Annotated in this window: 17 protein-coding genes; 8 read left to right on the top strand and 9 right to left on the bottom strand. The window is 69.1% G+C overall.

What is annotated here, in order from left to right; translation table 11 throughout:
• Positions 1-118: 118 nt before the first annotated feature.
• On the top strand, positions 119-853 hold the full coding sequence (locus H0I76_RS13740) for a DUF5765 domain-containing protein (protein WP_200610813.1): 735 nt from the start codon (positions 119-121) through the stop codon (positions 851-853).
• A 100-nt stretch (positions 854-953) separates the two neighbouring features.
• Entirely contained in the window at positions 954-1,592 is a 639-nt protein-coding gene (locus tag H0I76_RS13735; protein WP_200610810.1) for a LysE family translocator, read from the top strand.
• Between the two features lie 12 nt (positions 1,593-1,604).
• Here H0I76_RS13735 and H0I76_RS13730 read toward each other — a convergent pair whose 3' ends face one another.
• Complete coding sequence (locus H0I76_RS13730; RefSeq protein WP_200610807.1) at positions 1,605-3,254, bottom strand: thiamine pyrophosphate-dependent enzyme; 1,650 nt, start codon at positions 3,252-3,254, stop codon at positions 1,605-1,607.
• A gap of 121 nt (positions 3,255-3,375) precedes the next feature.
• Between H0I76_RS13730 and H0I76_RS13725 the strand changes: the two genes are divergently transcribed.
• From H0I76_RS13725 to H0I76_RS13715, 3 genes are all read left to right on the top strand, one after another.
• The gene (locus H0I76_RS13725; protein ID WP_200610804.1) at positions 3,376-4,548 is read left to right on the top strand and encodes a TAXI family TRAP transporter solute-binding subunit; all 1,173 of its coding nucleotides are present in this window, start codon (positions 3,376-3,378) and stop codon (positions 4,546-4,548) included.
• 190 nt (positions 4,549-4,738) lie between these two features.
• On the top strand, positions 4,739-6,679 hold the full coding sequence (locus H0I76_RS13720; protein ID WP_200610801.1) for a TRAP transporter permease: 1,941 nt from the start codon (positions 4,739-4,741) through the stop codon (positions 6,677-6,679).
• Positions 6,676-7,500, top strand: coding sequence for an IclR family transcriptional regulator (locus H0I76_RS13715; protein WP_200610798.1), 825 nt, complete (start codon positions 6,676-6,678; stop codon positions 7,498-7,500). The genes H0I76_RS13720 and H0I76_RS13715 overlap by 4 nt, the downstream gene beginning before the upstream one ends.
• Positions 7,501-7,518: 18 nt before the next feature.
• Here H0I76_RS13715 and H0I76_RS13710 read toward each other — a convergent pair whose 3' ends face one another.
• Positions 7,519-9,933 carry a GcvT family protein gene (locus H0I76_RS13710; RefSeq protein WP_200610796.1) on the bottom strand — a complete coding sequence of 805 codons (2,415 nt, stop codon included), beginning with the start codon at positions 9,931-9,933 and terminating at the stop codon, positions 7,519-7,521.
• A gap of 166 nt (positions 9,934-10,099) precedes the next feature.
• Here H0I76_RS13710 and H0I76_RS13705 point away from each other — a divergent pair, with 166 nt between their 5' ends.
• The gene (locus H0I76_RS13705) at positions 10,100-11,467 is read left to right on the top strand and encodes a GGDEF domain-containing protein (protein ID WP_200610794.1); all 1,368 of its coding nucleotides are present in this window, start codon (positions 10,100-10,102) and stop codon (positions 11,465-11,467) included.
• Positions 11,468-11,512: 45 nt separating this feature from the next.
• Here H0I76_RS13705 and H0I76_RS13700 read toward each other — a convergent pair whose 3' ends face one another.
• The 6 genes from H0I76_RS13700 to H0I76_RS13675 all read right to left on the bottom strand — a co-directional run bounded on the left by H0I76_RS13700 (position 11,513) and on the right by H0I76_RS13675 (position 17,471).
• Positions 11,513-12,490, bottom strand: coding sequence for an ABC transporter ATP-binding protein (locus H0I76_RS13700; protein WP_200610781.1), 978 nt, complete (start codon positions 12,488-12,490; stop codon positions 11,513-11,515).
• A complete protein-coding gene (locus H0I76_RS13695; RefSeq protein WP_200610779.1) occupies positions 12,487-13,476 on the bottom strand; it encodes an ABC transporter ATP-binding protein in 990 nt (329 codons plus the stop codon). Before H0I76_RS13695 ends, H0I76_RS13700 begins: the two co-directional genes overlap by 4 nt.
• Positions 13,473-14,387, bottom strand: coding sequence for an ABC transporter permease (locus H0I76_RS13690; protein ID WP_200610778.1), 915 nt, complete (start codon positions 14,385-14,387; stop codon positions 13,473-13,475). The genes H0I76_RS13695 and H0I76_RS13690 overlap by 4 nt, the downstream gene beginning before the upstream one ends.
• A 10-nt stretch (positions 14,388-14,397) precedes the next feature.
• Positions 14,398-15,381 carry an ABC transporter permease gene (locus H0I76_RS13685; protein WP_200610777.1) on the bottom strand — a complete coding sequence of 328 codons (984 nt, stop codon included), beginning with the start codon at positions 15,379-15,381 and terminating at the stop codon, positions 14,398-14,400.
• Between the two features lie 29 nt (positions 15,382-15,410).
• Entirely contained in the window at positions 15,411-15,809 is a 399-nt protein-coding gene (locus H0I76_RS13680) for a nuclear transport factor 2 family protein (RefSeq protein WP_200610776.1), read from the bottom strand.
• Between the two features lie 78 nt (positions 15,810-15,887).
• Positions 15,888-17,471 (bottom strand): ABC transporter substrate-binding protein, encoded by a 1,584-nt coding sequence (locus H0I76_RS13675; protein ID WP_200610775.1) that lies wholly within the window; start codon positions 17,469-17,471, stop codon positions 15,888-15,890.
• A gap of 282 nt (positions 17,472-17,753) precedes the next feature.
• Between H0I76_RS13675 and H0I76_RS13670 the strand changes: the two genes are divergently transcribed.
• Positions 17,754-18,473, top strand: a complete 720-nt coding sequence (locus tag H0I76_RS13670; RefSeq protein WP_200610774.1) for a fumarylacetoacetate hydrolase family protein — start codon at positions 17,754-17,756, stop codon at positions 18,471-18,473.
• A 17-nt stretch (positions 18,474-18,490) separates the two neighbouring features.
• Here H0I76_RS13670 and H0I76_RS13665 read toward each other — a convergent pair whose 3' ends face one another.
• Positions 18,491-19,273 (bottom strand): DeoR/GlpR family DNA-binding transcription regulator, encoded by a 783-nt coding sequence (locus H0I76_RS13665; protein ID WP_200610772.1) that lies wholly within the window; start codon positions 19,271-19,273, stop codon positions 18,491-18,493.
• A 267-nt stretch (positions 19,274-19,540) separates the two neighbouring features.
• On the opposite strand from H0I76_RS13665, the gene glpD reads away from it, so the two are divergent.
• Positions 19,541-21,088, top strand: a complete 1,548-nt coding sequence (gene glpD, locus H0I76_RS13660) for a glycerol-3-phosphate dehydrogenase (RefSeq protein WP_200610770.1) — start codon at positions 19,541-19,543, stop codon at positions 21,086-21,088.
• The last annotated feature ends 51 nt before the right edge of the window (positions 21,089-21,139 follow it).

Below are 21,139 nucleotides of genomic sequence, written 5' to 3'. Positions count from 1 at the left end.
GCTTTGTCGGCCATGCGGATCGCCTTGCGCAGAACGAGCAGAATGGGCGCCGCGTTTCCGTCGCGGCGGAAGCCCGGGGAAGATCCGCGCGTGGTGCAGGCGATCGGAGGACCTGCCGATGTGCTGGAGCGAGGCGGCATCCCTGGGCATGGTCGGGATCGGCGCGGTTGCGACAGGCGTGACGATGATGCGCCGCGAGCCGGCGGCGATCCCGGTCGCGCTGGGCTACTTCACCGTGATGGAGGCGCTGCAGTTCGCCGGCTACCAGGTGGTGGACGACTGCGGCAGCCCGGCGAACAGGGCGATCACGCTGCTGTCGTATCTGCACATCGCCTTCCAGCCCTTCGTCATCAACGCCTTCATGATGGAACTGGTGCCCGCACCGGTGAAGGCGCGGATGCGGTGGCTGGTCTTCGGCGCCTGCGCCGTTTCGGCAGGCGTGATGCTGGCTCAACTGCTGCCGATCGAGGCGCTGGGGCGTTGCCGGCCGGGCGATATCTTGTGCGGTGCGCGGCTCTGCCTCGTGTCGGGTGAATGGCACATCGCCTGGGACATTCCCTATAACGGCTTGCTGATGAAGCTGGGACTGCCGGACATGCTGGCTTCGGCCTTCCCGACCTATCTGCTCACGGTTTTCGTATTACCGCTGCTCTATGGCGCCTGGCGCTTCGTCCTGTTCCATGCGCTGGCGGGGCCGGTCCTTGCCAGGCTGCTGACGGACAACCCCAACGAGATGCCCGCGATCTGGTGCCTGTTCTCGATCGGGCTGGTGCTGCTGGCGCTGAGCCCGGCGATCCGGCGCCGCTTCGAGGTCGATGACTGGGCGCTGTGGCCACCGGCCTGGCGCAGCTGAGGCGGGCAGGCGGGCGCAGGGCGTGAGGGGGCGTGAGGGGGCGTGACTGCGCGCCCGCGCTGGTGCATGATCGCGCACCCCACCGCCGGAGCCACCTGCCATGCCCTCTGCCGAGCTTCTCGTCGCCTTTGCCCTTGCCACGCTGGTCTTCGCCTACATGCCGGGGCCCGCGATGCTCTACACCGCGGCGCAGACCCTGGCGCGCGGGCGCCGTGCGGGCCTGATGGCCGCGCTCGGCATCCATGCGGGCGGCTATGTGCATGTGCTGGCCGCGGCCGCCGGGCTTTCGGCGATCTTCCACGCGGTGCCGGTGGCCTATGTCGTGCTCAAGACGGCGGGCGCGATCTACTTGGCGTGGCTGGGTTTTCGCGTGATCCGCACCCATGTGGCGGGCGAGGCCGCGCATGCCGTTCCGCAGGTGGCGGTGAAGACGGGCCGCCGCGCATTCCTCGAGAGCGTCACGGTCGAGGTTTTGAACCCCAAGGCGGCGCTGTTCTTCCTGGCCTTCCTGCCGCAGTTCGTCGATCCTGCCGCCGCGCTGCCGGTCTGGGCGCAGTTCGTCGTGCTCGGCACGATCGTGAACCTGACCTTCAGCTCGGCCGATCTGGTCTGCGTGATGCTGGCCGGCGCGGTGACGCAGCGGCTGAGCCGCTCGCACCGGGCCGAGCGCGCGGCGCGCTGGGTCGGGGGCTCGCTTCTGATCGGGCTGGGGGCGAACCTCGCCCTGCAGCGGTCGTGACGAGAGCGGGCCTCAGCCTGTCCGGAGCGCGGTGAGGGTGGCGTTCGCCGAGATCGCCTCGAGCGAGGTGCGAGCGTCGATAACCACCGGCCCGTCATGGGCCAGCGCGCGGGCGACCGCCGCGGGCGCCTCGTCGTCGCGCGAGATGGTGAGCCCCAGCGCCCCGAAGGCCGCGCCCCATGCGGCAAAATCGGGGTTGGCGAGGTCGGTCGCCGCGGTGCGGTGGGGATAGGCGCGCTCCTGGTGCTGGCGGATGGTGCCATAGCTGCCGTTGTTCGCGATCACGATGATGGGCCTCGCGCCGGCCGCGCGGGCGGTGGCGAGCTCGTTGCCGGTCATCATCGCCCCGCCGTCGCCGGAGAAGGCGATGACGCGCCGGTCGGGCAGCCGCAGGCAGGCCGCGACGGCACCGGGAATGCCAAGGCCCATCGCCCCGCCCGCGGCCCCGATCGCGAGGCTGCCGCCATCCCAGGGCCAAACGCGGTGCACCCAGCTCGAGAAGTTGCCGGCATCGGTGGTGATCACGGTGTCGGGCGGCGCGTTGCGGGCAAGCTCGGCCACCACGGCGCCGAAGTCGACCCCGTCGGGATTGCTGCGGGGCGCGTACCCCTTGGTTGCGGCACCCTTGGCGCCGGTCTCGGCCGCCCAGGCGCTTCGCGCTTCGGACGGCGTGGCGGGGGAGGCCGCCAGCGCCTCAAGGAACGCGGTGGGGTCGCAGGCCAGCGCGATCTCGGCGCGGTGCAGCCGCCCGACCACGCCGGGGTCGGGGTAGACATGGATCAGCGGCTGGTCGGGCACGGGCGCGCGCGGGAAGGTGTAGCCTTGGGTCGGCGTGTCGCCCAGCCGCGTGCCGACGGCCAGCACCAGGTCGGCGCGCGCCAGCGCCTCGACATGGGCGCGCGGGATCTTGAAGCCCAGGTGCCCCGCGAACAGGGGCGATGCGTTGTCGAAGATCTCCTGCCGTTTGAAGGTCAGCGCGACCGGGATCTGGTGCGCGGCCGCCGCGCGGGCGAGCGCCGCCCTGCTGGTGCCATGCGCGAGCGCTCCGCCCGCGATCAGGAGCGGGCGCTCGGCCCGGGCAAGCAGGGCCGCGGCGCGCGCGACCTCGTCGGCCGCCGGGCGGGCCGAGGGCAGGGGCAGCGGCGGCACCACGGGCACCGACGTCTCGTCGCCCAGCATGTCCTCGGGCAGCGAGATGACGACGGGCCCCGGCGTTCCGGCCTGCGCGGTCTGCCAGGCGCGGGCCAGCACCTCGGGCAGATGGTCGGCATCCGCGACCTCCCACACCGCCTTGGCGATGGTGCCGAACATGGCGGCGTAATCGACCTCCTGAAAGGCGCCGCGGCCGCGCTCGTCCCGGGCGACCTGGCCGATCAGGGCGACGAGCGGCGTCGCGTCCTGCTGGGCGAGGTGGATCGCGATCGAGGCGTTGGTCGCGCCCGGGCCCCGGCTGACTGCGGCCACGCCGGGCCGGCCGGTGAGCTTGGCGTCGGCCACGGCCATCAGTCCGGCGCCGCCCTCGTGCCGGCAGACGACCGTGTCGATGCGCGCGTCGTCGCGCAGCGCGTCGAGCAGCGCCAGATAGCTCTCGCCGGGGACGCAGAAGATCCGGTCTGCGCCCTGGGCCGCCAGGCATTCCACCATCAGATCAGCCGCGCGCATCGTGCATCTCCCCCGTATTCGTGTTTGACGACCACTCTCAAATGCGAAATCCTGTTTCGCAAGCCCGGAGATGCGGGCGGCCCGGCAGCAATGGCCGGGGTCAACTCAGGGAGGACGACACATGACGCGGATCACTTCCGTACTGGCTGGCGCGTGCGCAGCGGCACTGATCGCGGCGCCGGCGGGCGCGGCCGAGCTGAAGCTGCCCGGACAACTCGCCTGGACCGCCTATGACACGGGCTCGGCCGGCTACAACCAGGCGGTCGCGATCGGCGCCGCGCTGAAGAACGCGACGGGCACCAACCTGCGCGTGCTGCCGGGCAAGAACGACGTGGCACGCTCCGAGCCGCTGCGGCAGGGCAAGGTCGACTTCTCGGCCACCGGCGTCGGCGGCTCGTTCATGGCGCAGGAGGGCGTCTTCGAGTTCGGCGCCGAGAACTGGGGTCCGCAGCCCGTGCGCGTTCTTGTGGCCAACAATGGCGGCGCCGTGGGTCTGGCCATGGGCGTCGCGGCCGAGGTCTGTGAGAAGGCCGGCAAGCCGGGCTGCGAGGGGTTCGAGTATTCCGACCTCAAGGGCATGAAGGTGGCCTGGGTCAAGGGCGCCCCGGCGCTCAACGTGAACAATACTGCCTACCTCGCCTATGGCGGGCTGACCTGGGACGATGTCGAGATGGTCGAGTTCGGCGGTTTCGGTGCGTCCTGGGCCGCGATGGTAAGTGGCGAGGTCGACGCGGCCTTCGCCTCGACCAACTCGGGCAAGGCCTACGAGGCGGCGGCGAGCGCGCGCGGTCTCTACTGGCCGCCGATCGACCCGGATAATGCCGAAGGGTTGAAGCGGATGCGCGACATCGCGCCCTTCTTCGCGCCGATGACGGCGACGGTCGGGGCGTCGATCGATGGCGGGCCGGGCACACCGACGGCGGGCTATGCCTATCCGGTGCTGATCGCCATGAACACGCAGGACGAGGAACTCGTCTACCAGATGACCAAGGCGATGGTGGAGCTGTTCCCCGAATATGACGGCAACGCGCCGGGCATCGGCGGCTGGAACATCGACAAGCAGAACTTCGAATGGGTCGTGCCCTATCACGGCGGTGCGATCCGCTATTTCAAGGAGCTGGGCAAGTGGTCGGACGCCGCGCAGGCGCATAACGACCGCCTGGTCGCCCGCCAGGACGCGCTGCGCGCGGCCTGGGACGAGCTTGCTGCCGAGAAGCCGGCGGAGTGGGAAGCGGCGTGGGACGCGCGCCGGCGCGAGGCGTTGACGGAGGGCGGCTTCGAGGTGGTCTTCTGATCCGCCTCGCCGCAAGCGGCCCGCTTCTCCGGCGGACCGCCTGGGTCACCCCGGTCCGTTGCGGACGGGCCGGGGATGACGCGAACCCCGGCGCCCGGATCTGCACGGGCCGCCCCGCCGGCATCCCGGCCGCAATGGCCGCGCGCGTTACACCGGGCCCGGACGCAGCTCAAGCCGCAAGCGAGACCCGATGAGCGATAACGCAGCCGAATCCGCCGTCGCACCCATGTCGGTCCCCGCCCGGGCGGTCGTGATCGTCGCCACGCTGGTGGCGGTGGCCCTGGCGATCCACCAGCTCTTCAACCTGCGCATCGGCGGGATCGTGCTGATCGAGGGGCGCTATCTCTACCTGCTGGGCGGGATCTTCCTGTCGACGGCCTTCCTCGTGTTTCCGATCAATCGGTCGAAGGGCGCGCGGCTGCCGGACTGGATCTGCGCGGCCGTCGCGCTGGGTGCGCTGGGCTGGTTCGCCTGGACCGCCGAGACGAGCCTCGAATCCGGCTGGGAATACGCGCCGCCCGAGACGGCCCAGTGGCTGTCGGTCGTGGTCTGGCTCCTGATCCTCGAGGCGACGCGGCGGGCCGGGGGGACGGCGCTTTTCGTCATCGTGACGCTGGTCTCGCTCTACCCGACCTTTGCCGACAAGGTGCCCGACCCGCTGAACGGCTTCTCGCAGCCGTTCTGGGATGCGATCCCCTATCACATCCTGTCGGCCGAGAGCTCGTTCGGCATTCCGATGAATGCCTTCGGCAATCTCGTGATCGGGTTCATCCTGTTCGGCGCCGTGCTGCAGAAGACTGGCGGCGGCAAGTTTTTCAATGACCTGGCGCTGGCGCTGGTGGGCGGCTATCGCGGCGGCGCGGCCAAGGTCGCGATCTTCGCCTCGGGCTTCATGGGCTCGATGTCGGGTTCGGTCATCTCGAACGTGCTGACCACGGGCGCCGTCTCGATCCCGGCGATGAAGAAGACCGGCTTCGAGCCGCGCTATGCCGCGGCGACCGAGGCCTGTGCCTCGACCGGCGGCGTGCTGATGCCGCCCATCATGGGAGCGACGGCCTTCGTCATGGCCTCGTTCCTGTCGCGGCCCTATATCGACATCGCGCTGGCGGCGGCGATCCCGTCGCTGCTCTATTACCTGGCGCTGTTCGTTCAGATCGACGCCTATGCCGCGCGGCGCGGACTGCGCGGGATGAGGCGCGAAGAGCTGCCGTCGATGCGCACGGCGCTGGCCGAGGGCTGGGTCTACATCGCCGTATTCGCCGTGCTGATCTTCCTGATGCTGGCATGGCGCATCGAGACGCTGGCCCCGTTCTACGCGACAGCCCTGCTTCTGGCGATCAACCAGATGATGCGCGGGCACCGCTTCACCTGGCGCTCGGCCGGCGACCTGATCGTGGGGGTCGGCCGCGCCCTGACCGAGCTCACGGCCGTGCTGCTGGGGGTGGGCCTGATCGTGGGCGCCTTCTCGGCCACGGGGCTTGCAGGCACGCTGGTCAACGACCTGGTGTTCATGGCGGGCAACTCGACGATCGCACTCCTGCTGATGGGGGCGCTCACGGCCTTTGTCTTCGGGATGGGGATGACGGTGACCGCCTGCTACATCTTCCTTGCCGTGGTGCTGGCGCCGGCGCTCGAGCAGGCGGGGCTCAACCAGCTGGCGGTGCATCTCTTCATCCTCTACTGGGGCATGGTCAGCTTCATCACGCCGCCGGTGGCGCTGGGCGCGTTCGCCGCCGCGACGCTGGCGGGCACGACCCCCTTCCGCGCCGGCTGGGAGGCGATGCGGCTGGGCGGCGTCATCTATGTCGCGCCCTTCTTCTTCGTGCTGAACCCCGCGCTGGTGGGCGAGGCGCCGGCCGGCGAGGTGCTGGCCGTATTGGCGACCGCTGTGATCGGCGTGTGGTTCATCGGGGCCTCGCTGCAGGGGCATCTGAGCCTGGTTGGTGGGTTCGGCCGCACCGCGCCGGGCTACGCGCTGCGAGTTCTTCTTGGCGTGGCGGGGCTGTTCTTCGCCGCGCCGGGGTCGGAGCTGATCGGGCTGGGCCACTGGGAGCTGAGCGGCATCGGCCTCTTGCTTGCGGCAGGTCCGATCCTTTATGCCCGTGCGCGCCATCGCGAGGCCACATCATGACCAGTCAAGAGACCCCCAGACCGACTGAAGCCGAAGGTGAGGACGCGTCGAAGGACCGCCAGTTCGTCACCGCGCTGGCGCGCGGCCTTTCGATCCTGCGCGCCTTCCGCCCCGGCGAAGTCGCCCTGGGCAACCAGGAACTGGCCGAGCGCACGGGGCTGCCCAAGCCCACCGTCTCGCGCCTGACCAACACCCTGCGGGAATTGGGTTACCTGGTCGATCACGGGCGGATGGGGTCCTATTCGCTGGGTCCGGGCGTGCTGGCGCTGGGCTATGCCATGCTGGCGGGGCTTGAGATCCGCGAGCGGGCGCGGCCGATGCTGCAGGCGCTGGCGAACGAGGCGTCCTGCTCGGTGGCGCTGGGCGCGCGCGACCGGCTGTCGGTGGTATATCTCGACTGCTTCAAGGGCCCGGCGACGGTGACGCTGTCGCTCGAGGCGGGCTCGCGCATCCCGCTGGCGACCACGGCGATGGGTCGGGCGATCCTGGCGGTGCTGCCGGCCGGCGAGCGCGACTACCTGATGCGCGCGGTGCGCGAGCGCACACCCGACGAATTCCCCGCGATCGAGAAGGGCGTGACGGCGGCGATTCGCGAGATCGAGTCGCAGGGCTTCTGCACCTCGTTCGGCGACTGGAAGGGTGATGTGAACGCCGTCGGCGTGCCCGTGGTGGCGCCCGACGGACAGCGCATCTACGGCCTCAACTGCGGCGGGCCGTCCTTCTCGACCCCGGTCGAGAAGCTGATGGAGCGCCACGGGCCGCGGCTGGTCGAGATCGGGCGCGAACTGGGCACGCCCGGCGCGACGGTCGGCCGCGGCTGAGCGAGCCGCCGCCGCCGATCAGCCGCGCATCCGCTGTGCCTCGGGGTCGAACAGCGGGCGCGTGACCACCTGGGCTGCGCGGCGCTCGCCCAGGATGTCGATCTCGGCCGCGCGGCCTTCCTCGATCAGCCCGACCGGCAGGAAGCCGATGGCGACCGACTTGCCGACGTAATGTGCGTAGCCGCCCGAGGTGCAGAAGCCCACGAGCTCGCCGTCAACGCGGATTGGCTCGTCGCCCACGACGTCGGCGTCGAGCGCATCGACCTCGAAGACGCACAGGCGCCGGCCGGGGCCTTCGGCCTTCTCCTTCAGCGCCGCCGCCTTGCCGATGAAGTCGGCGGGCTTGTTGTAGGCGACGAAGCGGTCGAGCCCGGTCTCGGCCGGCAGGTAGTCGGGGCGGAACTCGTGCATCCACGAGCCGAAGCCCTTCTCGAGCCGCAGGCTCATCATTGCCCGCATGCCGAAGGGGCGCAGGCCCAGCCCGGCGCCCGCGGCGGCAAGCTGGTGGTAGAGCGCGACCTGCTCGGCGGCGGGGACGTAGATCTCGTAGCCGAGATCGCCGGTGTAGCTCACGCGCTGGACGATGGCTTGCGAGGTGCCGATGTCGAGTTCGCGCACCGCCATGAACGGCAGGGCGGCGGTCGACACGTCGCCACGCGCGACGCGCGACAGCAGCTCCTGCGCGCGGGGGCCGGCGATCTGAAAGCCGATGCGCTCGAGCGAGATGTCGCGGATCTCGACGCCGTCCTCGAGATGGTCGAGGAACCAGCGCATGTGGAACGCGCGCGCGCCATAGGATGCGGTCAGCTGGAAGCGCTCGTCGCCCAGCCTTGTCACCGTGAAGTCGCCGATCAGCTTGCCGCGCGGGCTGAGCATGGGCGTCAGCGTGAGCCGCCCCTGCCGGGGCATCCGGCCGGCCATGATGCGGTCGAGCCAGGCCTCGGCGCGCGGGCCGGTCACCTCGTACTTGCCGAAGTTGTGGATCTCGTTGATGCCCACGGCCTCGCGCACGGCGCGGCATTCCTCGGCCACGACCGGATGCGCGTTCGAGCGGCGGAACGAGGGGATCTCGGCCCTAGGCTCGCCCGCGGGTGCGAAGTAGTTGACATGCTCGAGGCCGTAGCCTGCGCCCCAGACCGCGCGCTGGGCGTCCCAGATGCCCCAGGCGGGCGTGCAGTTGTGGGGGCGCCCGGCCGGCAGGTCCTCGTTCGGGTAGGAGATCGAGAACCGCCGCTGGTAGTTCTGCATCACGGTCGCGCGCGTGTAGCCCGGCGTGATCCAGTCGCCGAAGCGCGCGACGTCCATGGCGAAGCAGTCGCGTTCGGGCTCGCCCTCGACCATCCACTGCGCCAGCGCGAGGCCGACGCCGCCGCCCTGGCTGAAGCCCGCCATCACGGCGCAGGCGGTCCAGTAGCCCGGGAGGCCGGGCACCGGGCCGACCAGCGGGTTGCCGTCGGGCGCGAAGGTGAAGGGGCCATTGATCACGCGCTTGATGCCGGCGCGCTCGAGCACCGGGAAGCGGCGGAAGGCGAATTCGAGGCTGTCGCCGATCCGGTCGAGCTTGTCGTTGAGCAGTTCGTGCCCGAAGTCGGGCGGGGTGCCGTCGACGGCCCAGTGCTCGGCCGCCTGCTCGTAGAAGCCGATGACGAGGCCGCGCCCTTCCTGGCGCAGGTAGCTCTCGCCCGCGGGGTCCATCACGTGGGGAAGCTCGGTGTCGCGCTCGTAGACCTCGGGCGTCTCCTCGGTCACCAGGTACTGGTGCTCCATCGGGTGCAGCGGCAGGTAGACCCCGGCCAGCGCGCCGACCTCGCGCGCCCAGAGGCCGGCGGCGTTGACCACGTGCTCGCAGGTCACGGTGCCCTGTTCGGTGACGACGTCCCAGCCGCCGCCCGCCCGGGGGCGGGTCGCGATCACCGGGGTGCGAAGCACGATCTCGGCCCCGGCCATGCGCGCGGCCTTGGCGTAGGCGTGGGTCGTGCCGGACGGGTCGAGATGCCCGTCGAGCGGGTCGTAGAGCGCGGCCAGCACGCCGTCGGTGTTGGTGATGGGCGAGAGCTCGCGGATCTCCTCGGGCCCGACGATTCGGGTGTCGAGCCCCATGTAGGCATGCTTGGCATGCTCGGCCTTGAGGAAATCCAGCCGGTCGCGGTCGCAGGCAAGCGTCAGCCCGCCCACGTGGTGCAGGCCGCAGGACATGCCGGTGATCTCTTCGAGCTCGCGATAGAGGCGGATGGTGTAGCCCTGCAGCGCCGCCATGTTGGTGTCGGCGTTCAGCGTGTGAAAGCCGCCCGCGGCGTGCCAGGTCGACCCCGAGGTGAGCTCGGAGCGCTCGATCAGCATCACGTCGGTCCAGCCCAGCTTGGTCAGGTGATAGAGCACCGAGCAGCCGACGACGCCGCCCCCGATCACGACGACACGCGCATGGCTTTTCATGAATGCAATCCCCTCTCTGGCCGCTGGCTCCGCGACGATGCGCGCAGTGAGACAATGCCAGCGCAGTCCTGTCAATCGAGCCTTGCGACAGCGAGCGTCGCAAACCGATCCTTTACGTCTCGCGCCGCAGGATCGGTCCGGTTGGTGTGTGGTGCGGGGGCGCGTGATGACGAGCATGGACGACAAGCGCGAGGCTCGACTGTCCCACGCGCTTGACGCGGAACCCCGCGCGGTCGAGCGCCGGATGGTGGCAGTCTTCGCGGTGGCGGGGGGGATCCTGCTGGCGATCGGGCTTGCCGACGTGCTGGCAGGGCGCTGGGCGGTCTCGAGCGCCAGGGACGCGGCGCGGCTCGAGGCCATTCTGGCAGATCAGCAGATCCAGGCGCAGCGCCTGATGCTGTCCGCCGGGCTATACGACGAAGCCGGGGCCGAGGAACGCGCGGCCGCGCGGGCGCGGTTCTCGGCGAATCGCCGGGCGTTGAGCGAGGGCGATGCGGCGCGCGGCATCCCGGCTCCCGGTGACGGGCGGCTCGCGGCAATGCTGTTCGCGGATCCGCATCGCCTGTCCGATGCGATGGCAGACGCCGAGGCGGCAACGCGACCCGGCGCGGTGCCGGTCGATCTCACCGCCTTGCGCAGGGTCGCGGATGGGCTGGCGCTGGCGCGCGCGGTCCAGGCGGATGAGGCGGGCAGGGCGGCGCTGGTCGTGCGCCGCCTGAACGAGGCCTTCGCGGTCAGCTGGCTGGCGGCGCTGGCGGCCATCTCGGGGCTGCTGCTGAGGCCGCTGGTCGCCCGGATCGGGGGGCAGATGCGGCGCCTGATCGCAGCGCATGACGCGGTTCAGCACGCCGCGTTCCACGATCCGCTGACCGGCCTTGCGAACCGGGACAGCCTGATGCTGCAACTCGACCTCGCCATGGAGGATCCGGGTCTCGGCGGGCAGCTGGTGGGTGTGCTGGAGATCCAGCTTATGCAATTCGACGAGCAGACGGGCCGGCGGGGGCGCGCCGCGGCCGAGGCCGTGTTGACCGAGATCGCGGCGCGGTTGTCGGGCATGTGCCGTGGAGACGACATCGTGGCGCGGCTCGACGGCGCAAGCTATGCCGTGGTCTTCACCGACATCCTGGACGATGCCGAGCTCGAGGAACGCGCCCAGGAAGTGGCGCGCCAGCTGTCCGAACCGATCGTGCTGGATCGCGAGATCCTGCGCTTTGCGCCGACGATCGGGGCGGCCGCGGCAACGGCGGGGCGGATGCTGGCCCACCAGGCGATGGCGGCCGCGAGCTTCAGTCTTGCCGATGCGCGCATCGGCGGCCCTGGCGCGGTCAGGGTAGCCGGCTCGGCCGAGGTCCTTCGCGAGGCCGAAGCGGCGCGTCAGGCCGCGGAGGACAGGTGGCGCGAGGCCGCGTCGGGCCAGCATGGCGGGCTTTCCGGAGGAAGCAGCGCGGCCGCGGCGCATGGCGCGCGTCTTCCCGCAATGGGCGATATGGGCGAAGTCCTGCGCCGCAACGCACGCTGGCGCCGCGGCGGGTGAGGCGCGCCGAGCGGGCGTCGGTGAATGGCCGTGCGCGATGGCGCCTCAGAGGCGGCCTTCCTCGACGGCATGGCACGCGGCGCGGCTCGCGCCCGCGTCGCGCATCGCGGGGCGCTCGCGCTTGCAACGTTCGTCGGCGAAGGGGCAGCGCGGGTGATAGGCGCAGCCGGTCGGCGGATTGATCGGGTCGGGGATCTCGCCCTTGGGCGGATCGACCTCGCGCCCGAAGGCGTCGATGCGGGGTGCGGCCTCGAGCAGCATCCGGGTATAGGGGTGGCGCGGCGTCTCGAACAACGCGTCGCGCGGTGCCTCCTCCACCAGCCGGCCGAGATAGAGAACCCCGATGCGGTCGGCCATGTAGCGCACGACCGAGAGATCGTGGCTGATGAACAGATAGGTCAGGCCGAGCCGCTCCTGCAGGTCCTTCATCAGGTTGAGCACCTGGGCCTGCACGCTGACATCGAGTGCCGAGGTGGGCTCGTCGCACACGATGAATCGCGGCTCGGACGCAAGCGCGCGCGCCACGCAGATGCGCTGGCGCTGGCCGCCGGAGAACTCGTGCGGGAACTTGTCGGCATCGCGCGCCGAGAGGCCGACCTGCTCGAGCAGGCGCTCGGCGAGCCCCTCGCTCCGGTCGCCGCGCGCGCGCACGGGTTCCTCGATGATGTCGCGCACCCGCCAGCGCGGGTTGAGCGAGGCGTAGGGGTCCTGGAAGATCATCTGGATATGGGCGCGCGTCTCTGTTCGGCGGGCCGGGTCGCGCTCGCGGTGCAGGTCGACGCCGCCGATCTCGACCGCGCCCTCCGAGGGCGCAAGCAGCCCGACCGCGATCTTGCCGATGGTGGACTTGCCCGAGCCGGATTCGCCGACCAGCGCATAGACGCCGCGCTCGGGGATCTCGAGGCTCACATCGGCCACGGCGGTGAGGATCTGGCGGGGCGCACGCTCGATCAGGCGGTTGAGCCAGGGCTTCGAGACATCGAAGCGGCGCACAAGGCCGGCGATACGGACAAGGGCGGTCATGCGCGCACGAGCCCCGCCTCGCGGGCAACGACCCAGCAGGCGGCGCGGCCGCCGCATTCCTCGACGCGAGGCGGGTCGCCCACCCTGCATCCGGCCTCGGCGACCGGGCAGCGCGGATGGAAGGCGCAACCGGCGGGAATGGCGTCGAGCCGCGGCATCGCGCCCGGGATCTGGTTCAGCCGCTCGCCGGGCGGGGTCGCCATTGGCGTCGCGGCCATCAGCCCGCGCGTGTAGGGATGCTGCGGGTGCGCGATGACTTCGGCCACCGGGCCGATCTCAGCGAGTCGGCCGGCATACATCACCGCGACCCGGTCGGCGGCCTCGGCGATCACGCCCATGTCGTGGGTGATAAGCATCACCGCGGTCCCGCGCTCGCGACACAGGCGCTTGAGCAGCGCGATGATCTGGGCCTGCACGCTGACATCGAGCGCCGTCGTGGGCTCGTCCGCGATCACGAGGTCCGGCTCGGCCGCCAGCGCGAGGGCGATCACCACGCGCTGGCGCATGCCGCCCGAAAATTCGTGCGGATAGCTGTCGATGCGCCGCGCGGCGGCCGGAATGCCGACTTCCTCGAGCGCGGCGACGGCGCGGCGGCGGGCCTCGGCTTCCGAGACGTCGAGATGGGCCAGAATCGTCTCGGTCAGCTGGTCGCCGATGCGGATCAGCGGGTTGAGTGAGGTGAGCGGGTCCTGGAACACCATGCCGATGCGCTTGCCGCGGATGCGGCGCATCTTTTCCGCCGGCAGGTTGTCGATGCGCTGACCGTCGAGCTCGACCCTGCCGCCAGCGATATGGCCCGGCGGGTCGATCAGGCCGATCACCGCCGTCCCGGTCATCGACTTGCCGGCCCCGGATTCGCCGACCACGCCGAGCACCTCGCCGCGCGCGATCTGGAACGACACGCGGTCGACCGGTCGCAGCACGTCGCGGCGGGTCGGGATCTCGACCACGAGATTGCGCAGGGACAGGATGGGCGTCTCGGTCATCTGAGCCTCGGGTTGAGGGCTTCGCGCAACCAGTCGCCGAGCAGGTTGACCGATAGGGCCAGCACCAGCAGCGTCACGGCCGGGAAGAACAGGATCCACCACTCGCCCGAGAACAGATAGCCTTGGCCGATGCGGATGAGCGTGCCCAGAGACGGCTGGGTCGGCGGCGCGCCCACGCCGAGGAAGCTCAGGGTCGCCTCGGCGATGATGGCGAGCGCAAGCCCGATGGTCGCGATCACCAGTACGGGCGAGGTCACGTTGGGTAGTACGTGGCGGAACATGATGGCAGACCGGCTGCGGCCGATCAGGCGCGCGGCCTGCACGTATTCCCGGTTGCGCTCGACCAAGGTGGCGCCGCGCACGACGCGGGCGAACTGCACCCAGTCGCTGAGGCCGATCGAGACGATGAGCACCCAGATCGCCATCTGGTCGCGCATGTCGGGCGGCGTGAGGCCCTTGGCGATGCCGAAGATCAGCATGGCGACGAGGATCGAGGGAAAGGTCAGCTGCACGTCGGCGATGCGCATGATGATCGTGTCGACCCAGCCGCCGGCATAGCCCGCGACCAGCCCTGCCACCACACCCAGAACGAGCGCGAGCAGGACCGCTGCGAAGCCGACGAAGAGCGAGATCCGCATGCCGTAGAGGATGGCCGAGAACATGTCGCGCCCCTGGTCGTCGGTGCCGAGCCAGAAGGTCTCGCCGGTAAAGGTGTTGGGCGTCATCGGCGGGGTGAAGCCGTTCATCAGGTTGAGCGTCGCCGGATCGAACGGGCTGTAGGGCGCGATCAGCGGCGCGAGGATCGCGCCGGCGAACAGCACGATCACCATGAAGGCCGCAAGCACGGTGATCGGGCTGTGGCGGAAGGAGTAGCTGAGGTCGCTTTCCCAGGCGCGGCGCATGGCGTTCATCGCTGGACCCTCACTTCGCCGCAGCCGCGCGATCGACGCGCAGGCGCGGATCGATCGCGACGTAGAGCAGATCGACGATCAGGTTGATGGCGACGAACATGAACGAGATGAGCATCAGATAGGCCGCCATCACCGGGATATCGACGAACTGGACCGCGTTGATGAACAGAAGGCCCACGCCGGGCCACTGGAACACCGTCTCGGTGATGATCGCGAAGGCGATGATCGAGCCGAGCTGGAGGCCGGTTACGGTGATGACCGGGACGAGGGTGTTCTTGAGGGCGTGGCCGAAATTGACGGCCCGCTCGCTGAGCCCGCGTGCGCGCGCGAAGCGGATGTAATCCTGGCGCAGCACCTCGAGCATCTCGGACCGCACGAGGCGCATGATCAGCGTCATCTGGTAGAGGCCGAGCGTGATCGACGGCAGGATCAGCGCCTTGAGGCCGCTGGCGGTCAGAAAGCCCGTGGTCCACCAGCCGATCGCAACCGTCTCGCCGCGCCCGAAGCTGGGGAGCCAGCCAAGCTCGACGGCGAAGATCCAGATCAGAAGGATGCCGATGAGGAAGGTGGGCAGCGAGACCCCTATGAGCGAGGCCGTCATCACGAACTGCGCGAGCCAGCCGCTCTTTCGGATCGCGGTATAGATGCCCAGCGCGATGCCGCCCACCAGCGCGAAGACGCCGGAGACGAAGGCGAGCTCGAGCGTGGCGGGTGCGCGCTCGATCAGGAGATCCGTGACCGGCCGGCCTTGCCGGTAGCTCACGCCGAAATTGCCCTCGGCCGCATTCTTGAGGAAGCGCCAGTACTGCACGGGGAAGGGCTGGTCGAGGCCAAGCTGGGTGCGCAGCCGGTCGATGTCCTGCTGGGTCCGTTCCTGGCCGAGCATGTTTTCCACGGGATCGCCGACGAACCGGAACAGCGAGAAGGCGACGAGCCCCACCACGAGGAGCACGATCAGCGACTGGAACACGCGGCGGATGACGAAGGCGAGCATCGGGTCCTCTCCACGGGGCGGCGCGCGGCTCAGATGCCCTCGGCGATCTGGCGCTCGTACTCGTCAGCGTCGAAATGGCCGCGCGAGGCGGCAATTTCGCAGTCGTCGTTCAATGTCCAGGCTTCCCAGCCCGAGACACGCACGGCATTTCTGGTCTGCGCATGGGTGCCCTCGAGCGTCCAGGCGAAGATTGCGTGTGTCCCGGCCGTGCGCACAAGGTCCATATGCACGACGATATCCGGGAACTCGGCATAGAACCCCGCGACCATCCCGGTCAGCGCGGCGCGCCCGACGACGGGGTCGCCGTCGTTGATGGTGATGTGCCCGTCCCTGGCGTAGAAGCCGGCGACGTCGGCCGGAACATGGGCACTCCAGGCTGCCGCGTAGCGCGCGGCCATCTCGGCGACGGCTTGGGGTGTCGGTGCCATGGCGGTGGCCTTTCCTGCCGCGCGCCCCGCAGGGGCAGGCTGAGGGGGCGCGCCGGGCGCGCCCCCCGCGTGATCAGCTCACTTCGCGTAGGTCAGGTACTTGAAGTGCGGCTGGTCCTCGGGCTGGACGGGGAAGTCGATCGCAGTCTTCATGCCCCAGTTCAGCACCTGGTGATGCAGCGGCAGGTAGATCGTCTCGCCCTGCACCGTGCTCCAGATTTCGGCGATCATGGCATCGCGCTTGGCGAGGTCGGTCTCGGAGGCGAGACCTTCGATCATCTTGTCGAGTTCGGGGTTCGAGTAGCGGGTGCCGTTCCACGAGCCGTACTTCTCGCCCTTGGTGTGGACGAGGAAGTTGAAGATGTACTCCGAGTCGAAGGTCGGCACGCCCCAGCCGAGCATGTAGAAGTCGGTCTCGAGATTGTTGATCAGCGGGAAGTGCTGTGCCTTGGGCTTGGCATCGAGCGCAACCTTGATGCCGATCTGGCCCAGCATGCCGACGGCCGCCTGGCAGATCGCCTCATCATTGATGTAGCGATCGTTCGGGCAGTTGAGCGTGACCGAGAAGCCGTCGCCATAGCCGGCCTCGGCCATCAGCTCCTTGGCCTTGGCGACGTCGGTCGGCGGCACGGCGTCAAGCGCCTCGGTCCAGCCGTTGACGAAGGGAGGCATGATCACGCCGGTCGGCTGCGACTGGCCGCGCATCACGACCTGGCGGATCGCGTCGCGGTTCAGCGCCATGTTCATCGCCTCGCGCACGCGCTTGTCGGCGAAGGGGTTCTTGCCGTCGACATTGTCGGACTTCAGGTCGGCATCGCCGACATTGATGCCGAAGAAGATCGTGCGGTTCTGCGGCGCGGTGCGCACGACCAGCCCGTCGGCGGCTTCGACCCGGCCGAGATCCTGGACCGGCACGTCCTGGATGAAGTCGACCTCACCCGAGAGCAGGGCGGCCACGCGGGTGGCGGCGTTCTGGACCGGCGTGAAGACGATTTCGGTGACTTCCAGCGGGAACTCGCCCTTGCCCCAGTAGTTGGGGTTCTGCTTGAGCACGGTCTTCGAATCCGGCGCGCGCTCGGCCAGCATGTAGGCGCCGGTGCCGTTGGCGTTGCGCACGGCGAAGGTCTCCTCGCCACCCTCGAAGTCCTGCGGCTTCTCGACCCCGTTCGACTTGGACCAGTCCTCGTCCATGATGAAGAGGTTGGTGAGGTTCGACGGCAGGATCGGGTTTGGCCCGTCGGTTGTGATGTCGACCGTCAGATCGTCGACCGCCGTGACTTCCTTCACCGAGGCCAGCAGCTCCTTCATGTCGCTGTCGGGCATCATGGCGCGATTGAGCGAGAACACCACGTCCGACGCGGTAAAGGGCGCGCCGTCGTGGAACGTCACGCCCTCGCGCAGCTTGAAGCGCCAGACGCTGGGGTCCTCGGTCGGCGCCCACTCGGTAGCCAGCGCGGGCACGATCTGGCCGGCCATGTCGCGATGCAGGAGCGGCTCGTAGATCTGGTGCGCCAGCGTGTGGGTCGGACCCTCGTTCTGGGCATGGGGGTCGAGCGTGAGGCTGTCGCCCGCGCGCGCCCAGCGCAGCGTCTCGGCGTTCGCGGTGGCCGCAATCGCGATCGCGGCGCTACCCAGCATCAATGAGGCCAGTAGCCGTTTCATTCTTGTTTCTCCCTGTCACATCGGGGCGCTTGCAGTCGAGCATCCCCGGCTAAGCTGCCTATAGCTGACCAAGCTTGTCGGATGTGTCAAACGGAACCGGTGCCCTGACGCCGGGGCAGGCATCACGATGTGCATGGATTTCCCTGCTCGGTCGTCGATGAGGGCTTCGTGCGGGTCGCGGCCGGGGATATACGCGGGCAGGATCCCATGGAAAACTGCGGCCGGTTTCGGGCCGAGTCGCCCCCGATGCCGGGCCGGACAAGAAGCGAGGAGAACCGCCTCATGAGCGCCGAGAACGAGGAAGCCGGGGCCGAAACTCCCGAGCCTTTTGTGATCGCGCCGCCGCCGGCTGTGACGGTGCCCGTGCGGGGCGGCGGGCTCTTCCCGGTCCACCGGGTCTACTGCATCGGCCGAAACTATGCCGATCACGCGATCGAGATGGGGCACGACCCCAGCCGCGAGCCGCCCTTCTTCTTCCAGAAGAACCCCGACAACCTGCTGTTCGGCGCAGATTTTCCCTATCCACCGATGAGCTCGGACGTGCATTTCGAGATCGAGTTGGTGGTCGCCCTCGGCAGGGGCGGTGTGAACATCGCCGAGGACGAGGCGCTCGAGCATGTCTGGGGATATGCCGTCGGGCTCGACATGACGCGCCGCGACCTTCAGGGCGAGGCGAAGAAGATGGGCCGGCCCTGGGAGATCGGGAAGGCCTTCGAGCATTCCGCCCCGATCGGTCCCATCGAGTCGGTGTTCGAGACCGGGCATCCCGAATGCGGCGTGATCGCGCTGGACGTGAACGGCACGCGGCGGCAGGAGGGCGATCTTGCCCAGATGATCTGGAAGGTGCCGGAGATGATTGCCTATCTCTCGCGGTTCTTCGTGCTCGCGCCGGGCGACCTGATCTTTACCGGCACGCCTGCGGGGGTCGGCCCGGTGCAGCGCGGCGATCAACTGCACGCTTCGGTCGAGGGCGTGGGCGAGATCGACATTGCCGTGATCTGAGCCGTCGGGCGTCGCGGTCAGCCCGCCGCCTGTTCGGATGGTTCCGCGATCTCGATTCTGACCCCTGCCTCGGCGCAGCGTGCGGTGAACGCGGCGGGAGGAGGTCGGTCGGTGAAGAAGGCCGTCACGGCCGAGATCTCGGTGATGCGCACGGGTGCCGAGCGCGCGAATTTCGAGGCGTCGGCGACAAGGAAGACCTCGCGCGCATTCTCGATGATCGCCCGGCTCACCCGCACCTCGCGGTAATCGAAATCGAGCAGCCAGCCTTCCTCGTCGAGCGCCGAGGCGCCGATGATCGCGAGATCGACCTTGAACTGCCGGATGAAGTCGGTCGTCGCCTCGCCGATCAGCCCGCAGTCCGATCGGCGCAGCACGCCGCCGGCCACGATCACCTCGATGTTCGGGTTCGCGGCCATGATGTTCGCGACATTGAGGTTGTTCGTGATCGCCATCAGGTCACGATGACCGGCGAGCGCGCGGGCGACCGCTTCGGTCGTGGTGCCGATGTTGATGAAGAGCGACGCGTTCTCGGGGATCGCGCTGGCGCAGAGCCGTCCGATCGCCTCCTTCTCGGCGCTGGCGAGGGTCCGGCGCGCGTCATAGCCGAGATTGGCGACGCCCGAGCCGAGCACTGCGCCGCCATGAACGCGCTGCAGGGTGCCCGCGTCGCAAAGCTCACCCAGATCGCGGCGAATCGTCTGCGGGCTGACGGCAAAGCGCTCGGCAAGCTCCTCGACCACCACGCGTCCATGGAGGCGCGCAAGCTCGACGATCTCGTGCTGACGGAAGGAGAGGATCATGCGCGGTCGATGCCCGATTTCGATTTCGCGCAAGAATTGCACCGCCAAGCGTGACGATCAAGCGTGAAACTTTGGGCGCCCTATCTCGGAGGAGGGATATTATCTTTTTTAAACAGTAGTCTGGAAGTGGCATGCCGCCAATAGCCACTTCGAGCCACGATCAATATCGAACAAAAATGCGCGAAAACGAAAATCCCATTGACTCCTTTCGCGCGCTGTCGATCATGGCGTGGAGTTCGCGCCCGACAGCCTCTGCGGAGCAATGCCTTGCCGTCATCAGCCTCGCGGGACATCGAGGTTTTCGACCTCGCCATCATCGGTGGTGGCGTGAACGGGACCGGCATCGCGCGTGACGCGGCGGGGCGGGGGCTGTCGGTGCTGGTGTGCGAGCAGGGCGACTTGGCGGGCGCGACGTCCTCGGCCTCGACCAAGCTGTTCCACGGCGGGCTGCGCTACCTCGAATACTACGAGTTCCGCCTGGTGCGCGAGGCGCTGATCGAGCGCGAGACCCTGCTGGTGGCGATGCCGCATATCTCGTGGCCCTTGCGTTTCGTCCTGCCTCATCACAAGGGGCTGAGGCCCGCCTGGCTGCTTCGGCTGGGACTGTTCATCTACGACCATCTTGGCGGGCGGAAGCTCTTGCCGCCGACCCGGACGCTCGATCTGCGCAGCGATCCGGCAGGCAAGCCGTTGAAACCCGAATTCGCGCGCGGCTTCGAATATTCGGACTGCTGGGTCGAGGATTCGCGCCTGGTGGTGCTGAATGCGCGCGACGCGGTGGCGCGTGGCGCGAAGGTGCTCACGCGCATGCGCTGCACCTCGGCCTCGCGCGAGGGCGAGCTTTGGGACGTGACGCTGGAGGACGCCGTCACCGGCGAGGTGCATGAGGTGCGTGCGCGGGCGCTGGTCAATGCGGGCGGCCCCTGGGTTGACGATGTCATCCGCAACCGCGTGCGCGAGAACGTGTCGGATCGCATCCGCCTGGTGCGCGGCAGCCATATCGTGACGCGGCGGCTCTTCGAGCATGACCGGGCCTACATCTTCCAGAACGCGGACGGGCGGATCGTCTTCGCCATCCCCTACGAGACCGACTTCACGCTGATCGGCACGACCGACCGCGATCACCAGGATGGCCCGGGCTCGGCGCGGTGCACGGACGAGGAGCGCGATTATCTTTGCGCCTCGGTGTCCGACTATCTTGCCACGCCCGTGACCGCGGATGACGTGGTCTGGACCTATTCCGGCGTGCGGCCGCTTTACGATGACGGGGCCACCTCGGCCACGGCCGCAACGCGCGACTATGTGCTCAAGGTCGAGGGGCGGCCGGGTGAGGCGCCGCTTCTGAACATCTTCGGGGGCAAGATCACGACCTATCGGCGCCTGGCCGAAGCCGCGCTGGCAAAGCTTGCGCCCTTTTTCCCGCGGATGGGGCCCGACTGGACCGCGCGCGTGCCGATGCCGGGTGGGGATTTCGCGGTCGATGCGCGCGACACTCTCGTCGACGATCTGTGCGCGAGCTACCCGTTCCTCGACCGCGCCTGGGCGCTGCGGCTGGTGCGGGCCTACGGCACCGAGGCGCGCGCTATTCTGGGCGAGGCGAAAACCGAGGCTGACCTCGGCCGCAACTTCGGCCACGACCTCACCGAGGCTGAGGTGCGCTGGCTGATGACGCGCGAATGGGCGCGAACGGCTGATGACGTGCTGTGGCGCCGGAGTAAGCTGGGGTTGCGGCTGACGCCCGACGAGGCGGTCGCGCTCGACGCCTGGATGGTCGAGCATCGTGCACTTGTTGCCGGGTCCACGGCCGCGGCATGAACGACAGAAGCCGGAATGCGTTCCCGGCAGCAATGACGAGGCGCCGGTCAA

The sequence above is a fragment of the Thermohalobaculum xanthum genome (assembly GCF_016623495.1).
In the GTDB taxonomy this organism is placed as follows: domain Bacteria; phylum Pseudomonadota; class Alphaproteobacteria; order Rhodobacterales; family Rhodobacteraceae; genus Thermohalobaculum; species Thermohalobaculum xanthum.
Note: the sequence above shows the minus strand (reverse complement) of the source record. Positions and strands in the feature narration are given on the sequence as shown.